Source organism: Stenotrophomonas sp. YJH_SMC_48-3 (assembly GCF_059369375.1).
In genome coordinates this window covers 85,807-98,766 of sequence record NZ_JCAFSQ010000010.1, presented here as the reverse complement: position 1 = coordinate 98,766, position 12,960 = coordinate 85,807, and the positions used below count along the sequence as shown (strand labels likewise).

Below are 12,960 nucleotides of genomic sequence, written 5' to 3'. Positions count from 1 at the left end.
GGTTGCTCTTCGAAGATGTGGACGCACGGGCGGACGGTGGCGCGGCACTACGACGGATCCAGGCGCTTGGATCGGTTCACGACCGATATGGCACCTCCCCTGTGGATCGATCCAAACTAAAGCACAGCTGAACCACGCCCGGCATGCGGCGGCGCAGCAACAGCCGGCGGAATGCCGCTAGCGGCCGCCGACATCCATAACAATCAAATAGTTGCGACACATAACAGAGAGAACGGCGCACGAAGTAGTGACACGATCACGACAACCGCGCGCGGAACGGTTTTGTCCGCGGCAAGCGTGCGGCCGGCAGCGGGTCGTTGTAGAGCCGAGCCCGCGCTCGGCTGCTGTTGTTCGCCGCGAAAAGCAGCCGAGCATGGGCTCGGCTCTACAGAAGAAGCGGGCTACCTTGCGCCGTCCAGCGCCTGCCGCAGCGCGGCAACAGTGGCGGTGGCGGTCTGGCTCCAGTCCGGGTCCAGCCCGCGCAGCGCCGGGTTCTGGAACTGCATCACCGACCGGCGCAGGCCCTTGGCTGAGGCGTGCAGTTCGGTGCAGCCGGTCCGTCGCGCAATGGCGGCGATATTGGCCGGGCCCAGCCCCGCGCCGGCCATCACACTGATGCGTCCCTTCGCTTGGGTCACCAGGCCCGCCAGCACTTCGGCACCGGCCTCGGCGCTGACCTGCCCGCCCGAGGTCAGCACGCGCTGGCAGCCCAGCCCGATCACCTGCTCCAGCGCCGCCGGCAGGTCGCGGGCAGCATCAAAGGCGCGGTGGAAGGTCACCTGCAACGGCCCGGCCGCCTGCATCAGTTCACGGCACAACGCCACGTCAACGCCGCCCTGCACGTCCAATGCACCAATCACCACGCCATCGCAGCCCAGCGCGCGGCACTGCGCGATGTCACGCAGCATCAGTTCGGTTTCCAGCGCGTCGTAGTGGAAGTCACCCGGGCGTGGCCGCACCAGCACGAACAGCGGAATCGACAGGCGTTCGCGGGCAATCGCGATGGTGGCAAACGATGGCGTGGTGCCACCCTCGGCCAGGTTGTCGAACAGCTCGATGCGGTCGGCGCCGCCGGCCTGCGCGGCCAGTGCCGAAGCCAGCGAATTGCTGGCGACCTCCAGGGTCAGCCGCGTGCTCACGCCTGGCTGCTCGTGTAGATCGACGGCGAGTCGCGCAGGTCATCCTGGCGCTGCGCATCGCACACCGCGTAGACGAAGCCGCGATGCAACGCGCAGGCGCCCACCTCGCCCTGCTTGTTCATGGCCAGGAAGCACACCTGCAGGGTCTTGCTCGCCTCCGGCCGCTTGCGCACCACACGGTCGATCGCTTCGCGGCAGGCCTGTGCCGGCGAGCGCCCCTGGCGCATCAGTTCGACCACCAGGAACGAAGCGGCGTTGCGGATCATCTCTTCACCCACGCCCGAAGCAGTGGCCGCGCCCACGTCGTTGTCGACATACAGGCCGGCACCGATAATCGGGCTGTCGCCGACCCGGCCGTGCAGCTTCCAGGCCATGCCGCTGGTGGTGCAGGCACCGGCAAGGTGGCCCTTGGCATCCAGCGCCAGCATGCCGATGGTGTCGTGGTTGTCGCTGTTGCCGGGAATACCACGGCGCTCGGCGTTGATCTGCGGCTGATACTTCTCCGTCTTCAGCCACTCGCGCCAGGCCGCTTCGGCCTGCGGCGTCAGCAGGTGCTTGCGCTCGAAACCCTGCTGCATCGCGAACTGCTGCGCGCCCTCGCCCACCAGCAGCACGTGCGGGCTGTTCTCCATCACTTTGCGGGCCACCGACACCGGATGCAGGATGTCGACCAGCGCGGCCACTGCGCCACAACGGCCATCGCCATCCATGATGCTCGCGTCCAGGCTCAGCACGCCGTCGCGATCGGGGTTGCCACAATGGCCGACGGTGGGGTTGCACAGCTCGCTCTCGGCCCAGCGTGCGCCTGCTTCCACCGCATCCAGCGCGCTGCCGCCCTGCGCCAGCACCTTCCACGCGGCCTGGTTGGCCGGTACGCCGAAGTCCCAGGTCGAAACCACCCTGGCCCCACCCTGCGTGCGCGCCTGCACGCCCGGCAAAGCCGCCATGCCTGCAGCCAGTGCACCGGCCTGCAGGAACTGCCTGCGATCCACCATCTTCCCCTCCCAGTCTGCAATGCACGGCCGGCACGATGCCGGTCATGCCGATCAGTCGTGCGTGGGCTGCCGTGCGGCGTGCCAGACCGCTGCGCCGAGCACGCCCAACTGGCCGTGCTCCACGCGCCATACCGGCACCTGGCGCAGCACCTCGGTCAGCACGCCCTTGTTGAGGAAGCGCTCACGGAAGCGGCCATCGGCCAGGAAATCCTGCACATGCGCGGAAATACCTCCGGCGAGGTACACCGAGCGCGCACCGACGGCGATCGCTGCGTCGCCGGCCAGGCTGCCCAGCCAGGCGCAGAACACCTGCAGCGTCTCCACCGCCAGCGCGTCTTCACCGCTGCGGGCGGCACCGATGAGTGCTTCGGTACTGGTCCACACCGGGGTGACGCCGCGCAGCTCGCACAGGCACGGGTACAGGTTCATCAGGCCACTGCCGGACAGCACGCGCTCGTTGTCCACGTGCGCCCAGCGCTGCAGCAGTTTGCCCAGCACCTGCAGTTCCAGCGCGTTGCCGGCGCCGAGCGCGGCATGGCCGATCTCGCTGGCCAGCACCGGGCGCTCGCCATCGGCGAAACGCAGTGCCGCGCCCAGGCCGGTACCGGCGCCCAGCACCAGCGCCGGGAACGCCTGCGCCGGGTCAGCATCGCCATTGAGCGGCACCAGGGTGTCAGGCTGCAGGTAGGGAATGGCCAGCGCCACCGCTTCGAAATCATTGATCAACTGCAGCTCATGCAGCCCGGACTGCGCGCGGGTGGCCGACAGCGAGACCGTCCACGGCAGATTGGAATTGATCAGTACATCGCCATCGAGCAGGCCGGCGATGGCGACCACCGCGGTCTGCACCGGCTGGCCGAGGCCAGCGGTGAAATCAGCAAGGATCGCCGCCAGGCTGGGGTGCTCGGCGCAGGCATAGGTGCGGTGGCTGCCCAGCCGTGGTGCGTGGCCGGGTTGCGCTTCAGCCAGCGCCAAACGGGCGAAAGTGCCGCCGACATCGGCGACAACGAGACTGCGCGGAAGACCGCCGCGGGCGGAGTCGGAGGAAACCGGGGACGCTGCTGCGATGGTCACGCTGGCCTGCTTGGATCGATTGAATCGCCCCGATTCTCAGGCATCGGGGCGGCTTTGCCTAGCGCGCCGGCGGTTCAGGTTGGCCTACATGCCTTCCTGTTCGGCCACCTGCACGCCATCCACCAGCACGCGCAGCCGCTGCGGGCGGAAGCCGGCAAACAGCAGCGGCCGGGTGCGCTCGACCAGCACTTCGTGGCCGGCGATGTGGCGCAGCCACGACTGTACCAGCGAGAAGGAGAAGTGCGTGCCCGGATGCAGCGGATGCTGCACCCAGACCTTCTCGGTGGCGCTCTGCAGCAGCATCGCGCCGGTGAACCAGTGGCGGCTCAGGGTCACCGGCGTGGTGCCGGCCATGAAGCGGATATCCATGCGGGGTCCTTTCGCTGGAGAGGCCTTGCGGCGTGTCAGGGCTGGGCCGTCTGCAGGCTGTAGCGGGTGGTGGCGGTGAACACCGCGCCATCGGGCTGGGTGGAGCGTACCTCGACCTTGTGGCTGCCCACGGCCAGGTCGGTCGGCAGCGCGCCACGCCACAGGTGCGGCGACGCGGTGGCCTCCGGCGAGCGGTCGTAGCCACGCAGGCTGTCAGCCAGATCGTCGGCCACGTTCTCCACCATCAGGCGCGGGTCGGGCTGGCTGACCTGCTTCATCGGCTGCCAAGCGCCGCCATCAACGCGGTACTCAACCACGCTGGCATCCTCACCCATGTAGACGTTGGCATAGATGCCCCACGCCGGGTAAGCCCCCTGGCGCAGCACTTTCGGCGCATGCAGGCCGATCTGCTCGCTGGCCGGCTTGCCGGCCACGCGGTACTGCAGGCGATAGCTGCCGTTGCCGGCCACGTCGAGCAATGCGTAGCCCTTCGGCGTGCCATCACTCATGGTGCTGTCCGGCACGCCGGCGGCATCCTTCACCCCCGACCAGAACGCGCCGCAGTTGGCACCCACGTTGTATTCGTGCAGCGGTTTGTCGCCGTTCCAGCCGTCGGCCTTGCCGTGGTAGACGTGCTGCTGGGTGTGGCTGTGGCCGCTGAGCACGAGCACGTTGCGGAAGTCCTTGAGCAGGTCGAACAGGCGCTGGCGGTCGGCATGGCGGAAGGTCTCGCGCCCCGGCGCCGCGTCGAACAGCGGGATGTGCATGCCCAGCACCAGCAGGCGATCCTTGTGCAGGCCCTTCAGGTAGCTGGCGAGGAAGGCGAACTGGTCTTCGCGCAGGCCGCCGATGTACTTCGGCCTGGCCTTGGGGTCGTACACCACGTCGTCCAGGAACACGAAACTGGCGCCGCCCTCTTCCACCGCGTAGGTGTCCGGACCGTAGATGTTGCGCCAGCTGTCCAGCGAGTGTTCGTCGCTGGCCGCATCGAAATCGAGGTCGTGGTTGCCCGGCACATGGAACCACGGCACGCCAAGTCCGGTGGTGACCTTGTTGATCGCCGGGTAGAGCGTCAAGTCATCGTTGACGATGTCACCCAGGGTGGTGCCCATGCGCGCCTTGGTCTGGCCGACCAGCGGCGCCACGATCGACTGCTGGTAGTAGCCGATGTCCTTCAGGCTCGCGGTCTGGGAGTCGGTGAACACCAGCATCTGGAAGCCGCGCCGACTGTCATGGCGATCCGACTGCAGGGCGAAATCCCAGTTGCGGGTGACGTCGCTGGTCGCGGCGATGCCGCCGTACTTCAACGCCGGCGAACCGTTCGGGCGATAGTGCCGCCAGAACGAAGGCAGGCCGTCGGCCGCTTTCGGGAAGGAATACGCATCAGGCTTGATCACGAATACGGTCTGGCCGTCGCGCACCGGCAGGCTGTAGCTGCCGTCAGCGGCAGTCTTGACGATGGTCTCGCCGTTGGAAACCTGCACCCCGGCCAGGCCCGGATCGGTCGCACCGCGGCCAGGCTTGCCGTCACGCTCCAGATACACCTTGCCGCTGACCACGGTGTCCGCAGCCCAGGCCGGCGAGGTCAGCAACAGGCAGCACAGCCAGGCGGCAGGCAGTTTCATGGGAGGCATCCGGCAGAAAGAGACGCGGTATTGTAGAGCCGAGCCACGCTCGGCTGCATTGCCGGCGGGTCGTGCCGGCCGCTCAACGATGGCGCTTTTCCAGTACCGCGCGCGCATCATCCAGCGACAGCCCGCGCGCGCGCAGCAGCACCAGCAGGTGGTACAGCAGGTCCGACGCCTCGCCCAGCAATGCCTCGTCATCCTGCGCCACGGCGGCCAATGCGGTCTCCACGCCCTCCTCGCCCACCTTCTGCGCGATACGGCGGATGCCGCCCTCGAACAGGCTGGTGGTGTAGCTGCCCGGCGGGCGTTGCGCCTCACGCATCGCCACCAGCTGGCCCAGCCCGCCCAGGAAATCCTTCGGCGCCTGGTCAAAGCAGCTCTCTGCACCGGTGTGGCAGGTTGGCCCCGCCGGCCGTGCCATCACCAGCAAAGTATCGGCATCGCAGTCGACGCTGATCGACTGCACCACCAGCACGTTGCCGGACTGCTCGCCCTTGGTCCACAACCGCTGCTTGCTGCGGCTGAAGAACGTCATGTGGCTGATGGCCAGCGTGGCCGCCAGCGATTCGGCACTCACATAGCCCAGCATCAGCACCTGCAGGGTGTCGGCATCCTGAACCACGGCCGGCAGCAGGCCGTCGCCCTTGCTCCAGTCCAGCGCCTGCAATGCGTCCGACGACGGCCTGACTTCAATAGACATCCCGCACCTCGATCTGCTGTCCGCGCAGGTAGCGCTTCAATTCTGGAATGGCGATGGCACCGCTGTGGAACACGCTGGCGGCCAGCGCGCCATCCACATCGGCCTGGTCGAAAGCCTCGGCGAAGTGTTCCATCGCACCGGCGCCACCGGAGGCGATCAGCGGCACCTGGCAGAGTGCCCGTGCCTGCTGCAGTTGCACGACATCGTAGCCACGGCGCACGCCATCGCTGTCCATGCAGTTCAACACGATCTCACCGGCGCCACGCCGTTGTGCTTCGACGATCCAGTCCAGCGTGCGCAGCCGCACCGCCTGGGTCTTGTCCGGGTCGCCGCTGAAACGGCGCACCCGCCATTGCCCATCGGCCTCGCGCACCGAATCGACGCCGACCACCACGCACTGCACGCCGAACTCGTCGGCCAGCTCGGTGATCAGTTCCGGGCGCCCCAGCGCCGGCGAGTTGATCGACACCTTGTCGGCACCGGCGAACAGCACGCGGCGTGCCGTTTCGACGCTGTCGATGCCACCGGCCACGCAGAACGGGATGTCGATCAGTCGCGCGATACGCTCGATCCAGGCAACGTCGACCGAACGCGCCTCGGGGCTGGCGCCGATGTCATAAAACACCAGCTCGTCGGCGCCCTGGTCACGGTAGCGCTGCGCCAGCTCGGCGATATCGCCCATGTCGACGTGATCGCGGAAGCGCACGCCCTTGACCACGCGGCCCTCACGCACGTCCAGGCACGGAATGATGCGGCGGCTCAACATGCCAGTGCCTCCGCCAGGTCCATGCGCTGCTCCAGCAGGGCCTTGCCGAGGATGGCACCGCCGCAGCCGGCAGCACGGGCCTCGGCCACATCGTCCACGTCGCGGATGCCACCGGAAGCCTGCACGGCCACGCCCGGCAGCAACGCCGACAGGTGCTGGTAGAGGCTGATGTTGGGCCCAGCCAGCATGCCGTCGCGGGCAATGTCGGTGCACAGCAGGTGGCGCATGCCGGCGCGTGCGTAGCGCTGGGCCAGGTCATCCAGGGTCACCCCGGCGTTCTCGGTCCAGCCGTGCACCGGCAGCTGCCATTGGCCTTGGGCATCCTGACGCGCATCCAGCGCGATGGTGATGCGCTCGGCGCCGAATTCCTCCAGCCAGCCCACCACCTCATCGGGACGGCGCACGGCCACCGAGCCGACCACTACGCGACCGGCGCCGGCATCGATGATGCGCGCCACGTCGTCGCGACCGCGCACGCCACCGCCGGTCTGCACCTGCAGCGGCGTCTGCGCACGGATCGACGCGAGCAGCGGCGCAAGGGTGTAGCCACCGGCACGCGCAGCGTCCAGGTCGACCAGATGCATCCACTGCGCGCCCTGCGCAGCGAAGGCCTGTGCACGCGGCAGCGGATCGTCGCCATACGAGGTTTCCTGCGCGTAGTCACCCTGGCGCAGCCGCACCACGCGGCCGTCGCGGATATCCAGCGCGGGGTAGACGATGAAACTCATGCAGCAGTGCCCTCAAGGAAGTTGCGCAGCATCAGCGAGCCGGTCTCGCCGGAGCGCTCGGGATGGAACTGTGCGCCGTAGTAGCGGCCCTGCTCCACCACGGCCGTGAACAGGCCGCCGTGATCACAGGCAGCAACGGTGTGGGTATTCAGTGGCGCCGCATAGCTGTGCACGAAATAGGCGCTGGCCCGCTCGGGTACACCCTGCAACAGCAGCGACTCACGTAGCGGCAGCAGGCGGTTCCAACCCATGTGCGGCACCCGGATGCCGCAGGCTGGTACCAGCTTGCGCACCACCCCGGGAATCAGCCCCAGCGTTTCCACACCCGCTTCCTCGGAGCGCTCGAACAGCAGCTGCATGCCCAGGCAGATGCCCATCAACGGCACCTCCAGTTGCTGCAACGGTTCCACCAGGCCCTGCGCGTGCAGGCGCTGCATGCCCGGACCGGCGGCGCCGACACCGGGCAGGATCACCCGCTGCGCGCCGATCAGGCCGTCCGCATCGCGCACCAGCCGCACCGTCGCACCCAGACGCTCCAGTGCATAGCGCACCGAGCCCAGGTTGGCACCGCCGGCATCGATCAGCGCAACGTCACTCACAGCGCCCCCTTGGTGGTTGGCAACGCCGTGCCCTGCCGGGCCAACGCCGGCCGCAGCGCGCGTGCCAGCGCCTTGAAGCAGGCCTCCACCTTGTGATGGTCGTTGTCGCCGCGTACCTGCAGGTTGAGGTTCAGGCCGCTGGCATCGCACAGCGAGCGGAAGAAATGCGGCACCAGCTCGGTCGGCATGTCGCCCACGCGCTCGCGCTTGAACTCGCCCTCGAACACAAAGTAGGGCCGGCCGCTGAAATCCAGTGCGGCGCTGGCCAGCGTCTCGTCCATCGGCAGGGTGAAGCCGTAGCGGCCGATGCCGCGCTTGTCGCCCAGCGCCTCGCGCAGTGCCTGGCCCAATGCGAGCCCGGTGTCTTCAATGGTGTGGTGCTCGTCGATGTGCAGGTCGCCCTCGGCCTGGATGTCCAGCGCGAAGCCGCCATGCTTGCCGATCTGTTCCAGCATGTGATCGAAGAACGGCAGGCCGGTGGCGATGCGTGCATCAGCGGCACGGTCCAGGTCCAGTTCCACGCGGATCTTCGTTTCTTTCGTATTGCGCTGGACCACGGCGGTGCGCGGTGCGTCGGCCAGCGCGTGGGCGATGCCCGGCCAGTCCCACTGACCACCGAACTGCGCGGTGCGCAGCTGGAAACCGCGGATGTTGAGGTTCTCGGCAAACTGCAGGTCGGTGATGCGATCGCCGACCATGCCCGAACGCGCCCAGTCGATGCTGCGGTCCTGCAGGTAGGCGGTCATCAGGCCGATGCCCGGCTTGCGGGTCGGCGCATTGTCCTGCGGCCAGCTGCAGTCGATCAGCACGTCACGGAAAGTGATGCCCTGACTCTCGAAGATCTGCAGCATCAGGTCGTTGGGGCCATCGAAGCTGGCGCGCGGGTAGCTGTCGCTGCCGAGGCCATCCTGGTTGGTGACGATCACGAACTGGTAGCCGGCGTCACGCAGCTTGAGCAGCGCCGGGATCACCTGCGGCACGAAGCGCAGCTTCTCGTAGGCGTCGATCTGGAAGTCGGACGGCTCCTCGATGAGGGTGCCGTCGCGGTCAATGAACAGGATCGGGGTCATGCTGCGGCCCTCCGCGCCGACAGGGCCGCAAGCACGCGGTCATTCTCTTCGGGGCTGCCGATGCTGATGCGCAGCGCATCACCCAACTGCGGCGCGGCGCGCTGGTCCCGCACCACCACGCCCGCAGCCAGCAGCGTATCGAACGCGGCCTGGGCATCGGCGAAGCGCACCAACAGGTAGTTGCCGGATGAGCGGTAGACGCGACGCACGCCGGGCAGGCCCGGCAGCGCCACGCGCAGGCGTTCGCGCTCGGCAATCACCGTGGCTACGCGTTCGGCGGTCCTGGCCAGCGCGCCGGGTTGCAGCGCCTGTACCGCCAGTTCCGCGCACGGCGTCGGCACCGGGTACGGCGCCTGGCAGCGGCGCAGCACGGCAATCAGCTCCGGGGCGGCGATGAGGGTGCCGACGCGGGCAGCAGCCAGCGCGTGCGCCTTGGACAAGGTGCGCAGTACTGCAAGATTGGCGTGCGCGGCCAGAAGCGTGATGGCCGATGCGCGCCCTGCGTACTCGACATAGGCCTCGTCCACCACCACCAGCGCCTGCCCGCGCAGCGCAACCACCACGCGCTCTACTTCATCCAGGGCGATATCACTGCCGGCCGGGTTCGACGGGGCGCACAGGAACACCAGCTTGGCGCCTTGCGCCTTGGCCGCGTCGATCACCGCATCCAGGTCGGCGCGCAGGCCATCCTCGCTGTCCACCAGCGGCGCTTCAATCAATGCGGCACCCTGCAGGCGTGCGCAGACAGCGTACATGCCGAACACCGGCGGCGTGACCAGCACGCCATCGCGGCCCGGCACGCACAGCGCGCGCACCAGCAGATCAATGGCTTCGTCGCTGCCGCGACCGATCAGCAGCTGCTGTGGCGTCACGCCGTACAGCGCCGCCAGTCCCTCACGCAATGCCAACGGCTGCGGTTCGGGATAGCGCCGGCTGCTGCCAGCCGCGTCGGCCGGATTGGCCCAGGCCGACTCGTTGGCGTTCAACCAGACCTCGCCCTGCACCGCCGCGCTGCGCGCCGAACTGTAGCCAGCGAAGGCCTGCAGATCGGGGCGCACCAGCCCCAGCACGTCATCGATCACCGTGCTCATGCTGCCACCTCCATGCGCACTGCGACCGCACGTTCATGTGCATCCAGGCCTTCGGCGCTGGCGATGATGCGCGCGCAGCGGCCGATCGCGGCCAGGCCGGCGGCGCTGGCGCTCTGCACGCTGATCAGGTTCTGGAAGCTGGCGACGCTGACGCCACTGTAGGCACGCGCCGCACCGGCGGTCGGCAGCACGTGATTGGTGCCACTGCAGTAGTCGCCCAGTGCTTCGGGCGTGTAATCCCCCAGGAACACCGAGCCGGCCGCCTGCACCTTGTCCAACCACGCGCGCGGATCACGCAGTGCCAGGATCAGGTGCTCCGGCGCATAGCGGTTGCTGATCGCGAAGGCCTCGTCCAGCGAATCGACCTGGATCAGGCGCGAGGCCGACAAGGCCTGGCGCGCGATCTGCTGGCGCGGCAACAAGACCACCTGGCGCTCCACCTCGACTTCGACCGCGGCCAGCATCGCGGCATCGTCGGTCAGCAGCAGCACCTGTGAATCCGGGCCGTGCTCGGCCTGCGACAGCAGGTCGGCGGCGACGAACGCCGGATTGGCACCAGCATCGGCAATCACCAGCACTTCGGAGGGACCGGCCGGCATATCGATGGCGGCGGCGCCATCCTGCGCGACCTGCTGCTTGGCTTCGGTCACGAAGCTGTTGCCCGGCCCGAACAGCTTGTCGCAGGCCGGAACGCTGGCGGTGCCATAGGCCATCGCAGCGATCGCCTGCGCGCCGCCCAGCTTGAACACGCGCTGCACGCCGGTCAGCCGCGCCGCCACCAGTACGGCCGGGTCTGCGCTGCCATCGGCTCGCGGCGGCGTGCACAGCACCACCTGCGGGCAGCCGGCCAGCTGTGCCGGAACACCCAGCATCAGCGCGGTGGACGGCAGCGGCGCGCTACCGGCTGGCACGTACAGGCCCACCCGGCCGATCGGACGCAGCATGCGTTCGCAGACTACGCCCGGCGCGGTTTCAACTGCGTATCCCTTGCCCATGCCGGCGGCGTGGAAGCGGGCGATGCGCTCGGCCGCGTCCACCATGGCCTGGCGCAGTTCGCCGGGCACGGCGGCTTCGGCAGCGGCAAATTCGGCTTCGCTCACCTCAAAGGACGAGAGCTCGACACCATCGAAACGCGCGGTGATCGCACGCAGCGCGTCGTCGCCCTGCGCACGCACCTGCGCGATCAACGCAGCCACCGCGTCGCGGGTCTGCTGCGCCACGGTCTGCACCGGGCGGGTCAGCGCGGCGCGGCGCGCGGTTTCATCAAGTCGGGACCAGGTCAGACGGTTCATGCCAGCGACCGCTCCACGCTCAACACCATCAGGCCCTGCGCGCCGGCGCGCTCGAGTTCTTCCATGCGCTGCCAGCTCAGCGGGCCCGGGCACATGGTCTGCAGGCGCAGCGCGCCGCCATCGGCCGGCAGCCGCACCAGCGGCTCGGCATCGGCCAGCAGCTGCGCCAGCGCGTCGACGCGATCCTCGCTGGCGCGGAACATCAGCAGCTTGCGGTCCTGGCGCTGCACCACGCCGTCGAGGCGGCGCAGCAGCATCGCGCGCAGCGATGCGCGCGCATCATCCGGTACGCGCACTGCACCGGCCAGCACTGCTTCGCTGTCGAGCAGGTTGTGTACCGGGGTCAGCTGATTGGCGCGCAGTGTCGCGCCGCTGGACACCAGATCGCAGATCAGGTCGGCCGTGCCCAGGCGCGGTGCGATTTCCACCGAACCGGACAGCTCGACCACCTGTGCGTCCACCCCCTGCTCGGCCAGCCACTGCTTGAGGATGGCCGGGTAGCTGGTGGCGATGCGGGTGCCGGCCAGCTGCGCCGGTCCCTGCCACTGCCACTCCTCGGGTACCGCAAGCATCAGCCGGCACTGGCCGAAGCCCAGCCCGCGCAGCGCCTGATAGGCGTCCGGCAGGCCGACCTGGCGGCGTGCCGCGGCCTGTTCGTCCAGCTCGTTGCGGCCGACGATGCCGAGGTCGCAGACGCCGTCGGCGATCAGGCCGGGGATGTCGTCGTCGCGCACCAGCAGCAGGTCCACCGGCAGCGATTCGCCGTAGCAGAACAGCTTGTCGCGGCTCTCGCGCCAGCTCAGGCCGCAGGCACTGAGCAGGTTGCGGGCGGGCTCGGCCAGCCGGCCACTCTTCTGGATGGCGATACGCAGCCGGTCTCGTGCCGGCGCTGCCTGGGTTGCACTCATGGGGGAGGTCTCGAAGTTCGGAACGGGGCGCGGATCAGCGCGAAGCAAGGCGGTCGATGGCGGCGGCATAGCCTCGATGGCCATGCTCGAGCGTTCGCGCCACCCGTCCGGTGGTGGTCACGCTGACGCCAGTGCGCTCGTGGATCTCGCGGTACGGCACGCCCTGCTGCAGCAGCGGCACCACTTTCCAGCGGTCGGCCATGGCTTCCAGCTCAGCGGGGGTGCACAGATCGCGCAGGAAGGCCTCGACCTGTTCCGGCTCGCGCAGGGCGGCAAAGGCCCGGGCCAGGGCTTCCAGGTCGGCCCTGGGGTCTTTGGCGGCAATGTCGGGACGGGCTTTCACGGGGTCGTTTCCATGCATCAATGTAATAGCGCGTTAGTACATTAGCACATCATTCCGCGACGCGTCAAATAGGGGGGTGAGGGGGCGGCAGGGCTGCTGCCCTGCGCCCGCGCAGGCCGGAGCAGCGGCAAAGCGGGGTTCGGACCGCCCCCGCCTTCGACAGATGGCCGCGAGCTGTCGGCACGGCCGGGGCCCGGAAACGACAACGCCCACCGGTGGGTGGGCGTTTCGTTGAAGCGCTGCATGCTGCCAATGGCC

General features: G+C 68.5%; 14 protein-coding genes. All 14 read right to left on the bottom strand.

Translation table 11 applies throughout. From position 1 onward, the window contains the following. Nucleotides 1-401: 401 nt before the first annotated feature. A complete protein-coding gene (locus tag AC5P65_RS16000) occupies nt 402-1,139 on the bottom strand; it encodes a copper homeostasis protein CutC (protein WP_495215725.1) in 738 nt (245 codons plus the stop codon). Then, entirely contained in the window at nt 1,136-2,134 is a 999-nt protein-coding gene (locus AC5P65_RS15995) for a glycosylasparaginase (RefSeq protein ID WP_180832222.1), read from the bottom strand. Before AC5P65_RS15995 ends, AC5P65_RS16000 begins: the two co-directional genes overlap by 4 nt. Nucleotides 2,135-2,185: 51 nt before the next feature. Further along, nucleotides 2,186-3,208, bottom strand: a complete 1,023-nt coding sequence (locus AC5P65_RS15990) for a glucokinase (protein WP_495215724.1) — start codon at nt 3,206-3,208, stop codon at nt 2,186-2,188. A gap of 84 nt (nt 3,209-3,292) precedes the next feature. Further along, complete coding sequence (locus AC5P65_RS15985) at nt 3,293-3,577, bottom strand: hypothetical protein (RefSeq protein WP_005409434.1); 285 nt, start codon at nt 3,575-3,577, stop codon at nt 3,293-3,295. 35 nt (nt 3,578-3,612) lie between these two features. After that, on the bottom strand, nt 3,613-5,202 hold the full coding sequence (locus tag AC5P65_RS15980; protein WP_058982388.1) for a calcineurin-like phosphoesterase C-terminal domain-containing protein: 1,590 nt from the start codon (nt 5,200-5,202) through the stop codon (nt 3,613-3,615). A gap of 82 nt (nt 5,203-5,284) precedes the next feature. Next, entirely contained in the window at nt 5,285-5,905 is a 621-nt protein-coding gene (gene hisIE, locus AC5P65_RS15975; RefSeq protein WP_021202827.1) for a bifunctional phosphoribosyl-AMP cyclohydrolase/phosphoribosyl-ATP diphosphatase HisIE, read from the bottom strand. Then, nucleotides 5,895-6,671, bottom strand: a complete 777-nt coding sequence (gene hisF / locus AC5P65_RS15970) for an imidazole glycerol phosphate synthase subunit HisF (RefSeq protein WP_206621937.1) — start codon at nt 6,669-6,671, stop codon at nt 5,895-5,897. The genes hisIE and hisF overlap by 11 nt, the downstream gene beginning before the upstream one ends. Then, nucleotides 6,665-7,399, bottom strand: a complete 735-nt coding sequence (gene hisA, locus AC5P65_RS15965; RefSeq protein WP_495215723.1) for a 1-(5-phosphoribosyl)-5-[(5-phosphoribosylamino)methylideneamino]imidazole-4-carboxamide isomerase — start codon at nt 7,397-7,399, stop codon at nt 6,665-6,667. Before hisA ends, hisF begins: the two co-directional genes overlap by 7 nt. After that, nucleotides 7,396-7,998, bottom strand: a complete 603-nt coding sequence (gene hisH, locus AC5P65_RS15960; RefSeq protein ID WP_495215722.1) for an imidazole glycerol phosphate synthase subunit HisH — start codon at nt 7,996-7,998, stop codon at nt 7,396-7,398. The genes hisA and hisH overlap by 4 nt, the downstream gene beginning before the upstream one ends. Continuing rightward, nucleotides 7,995-9,068 (bottom strand): bifunctional histidinol-phosphatase/imidazoleglycerol-phosphate dehydratase HisB, encoded by a 1,074-nt coding sequence (hisB, locus tag AC5P65_RS15955; RefSeq protein WP_495215721.1) that lies wholly within the window; start codon nt 9,066-9,068, stop codon nt 7,995-7,997. The genes hisH and hisB overlap by 4 nt, the downstream gene beginning before the upstream one ends. Beyond that, nucleotides 9,065-10,159 (bottom strand): histidinol-phosphate transaminase, encoded by a 1,095-nt coding sequence (hisC, locus tag AC5P65_RS15950; RefSeq protein ID WP_495215720.1) that lies wholly within the window; start codon nt 10,157-10,159, stop codon nt 9,065-9,067. Before hisC ends, hisB begins: the two co-directional genes overlap by 4 nt. Next, complete coding sequence (gene hisD / locus AC5P65_RS15945) at nt 10,156-11,451, bottom strand: histidinol dehydrogenase (protein ID WP_495215719.1); 1,296 nt, start codon at nt 11,449-11,451, stop codon at nt 10,156-10,158. Before hisD ends, hisC begins: the two co-directional genes overlap by 4 nt. Then, nucleotides 11,448-12,359, bottom strand: coding sequence for an ATP phosphoribosyltransferase (hisG, locus tag AC5P65_RS15940; protein WP_059034314.1), 912 nt, complete (start codon nt 12,357-12,359; stop codon nt 11,448-11,450). The genes hisD and hisG overlap by 4 nt, the downstream gene beginning before the upstream one ends. Nucleotides 12,360-12,393: 34 nt before the next feature. Further along, nucleotides 12,394-12,702, bottom strand: coding sequence for a YerC/YecD family TrpR-related protein (locus tag AC5P65_RS15935; RefSeq protein ID WP_180832226.1), 309 nt, complete (start codon nt 12,700-12,702; stop codon nt 12,394-12,396). Nucleotides 12,703-12,960: the final 258 nt, after the last annotated feature.

Excerpts from the sequence above, each read along its gene's own strand:
- AC5P65_RS15980 (WP_058982388.1), bottom strand. The coding sequence starts at position 5,202 with ATGAAACTGCCTGCCGCCTGGCTGTGCTGCCTGTTGCTGACCTCGCCG.
- AC5P65_RS15995 (WP_180832222.1), bottom strand. The coding sequence starts at position 2,134 with ATGGTGGATCGCAGGCAGTTCCTGCAGGCCGGTGCACTGGCTGCAGGC.
- AC5P65_RS15985 (WP_005409434.1), bottom strand. The coding sequence starts at position 3,577 with ATGGATATCCGCTTCATGGCCGGCACCACGCCGGTGACCCTGAGCCGC.
- hisD (WP_495215719.1), bottom strand. The coding sequence starts at position 11,451 with ATGAACCGTCTGACCTGGTCCCGACTTGATGAAACCGCGCGCCGCGCC.
- hisIE (WP_021202827.1), bottom strand. The coding sequence starts at position 5,905 with ATGTCTATTGAAGTCAGGCCGTCGTCGGACGCATTGCAGGCGCTGGAC.
- hisB (WP_495215721.1), bottom strand. The coding sequence starts at position 9,068 with ATGACCCCGATCCTGTTCATTGACCGCGACGGCACCCTCATCGAGGAG.
- hisF (WP_206621937.1), bottom strand. The coding sequence starts at position 6,671 with ATGTTGAGCCGCCGCATCATTCCGTGCCTGGACGTGCGTGAGGGCCGC.
- hisC (WP_495215720.1), bottom strand. The coding sequence starts at position 10,159 with ATGAGCACGGTGATCGATGACGTGCTGGGGCTGGTGCGCCCCGATCTG.
- hisA (WP_495215723.1), bottom strand. The coding sequence starts at position 7,399 with ATGAGTTTCATCGTCTACCCCGCGCTGGATATCCGCGACGGCCGCGTG.
- hisG (WP_059034314.1), bottom strand. The coding sequence starts at position 12,359 with ATGAGTGCAACCCAGGCAGCGCCGGCACGAGACCGGCTGCGTATCGCC.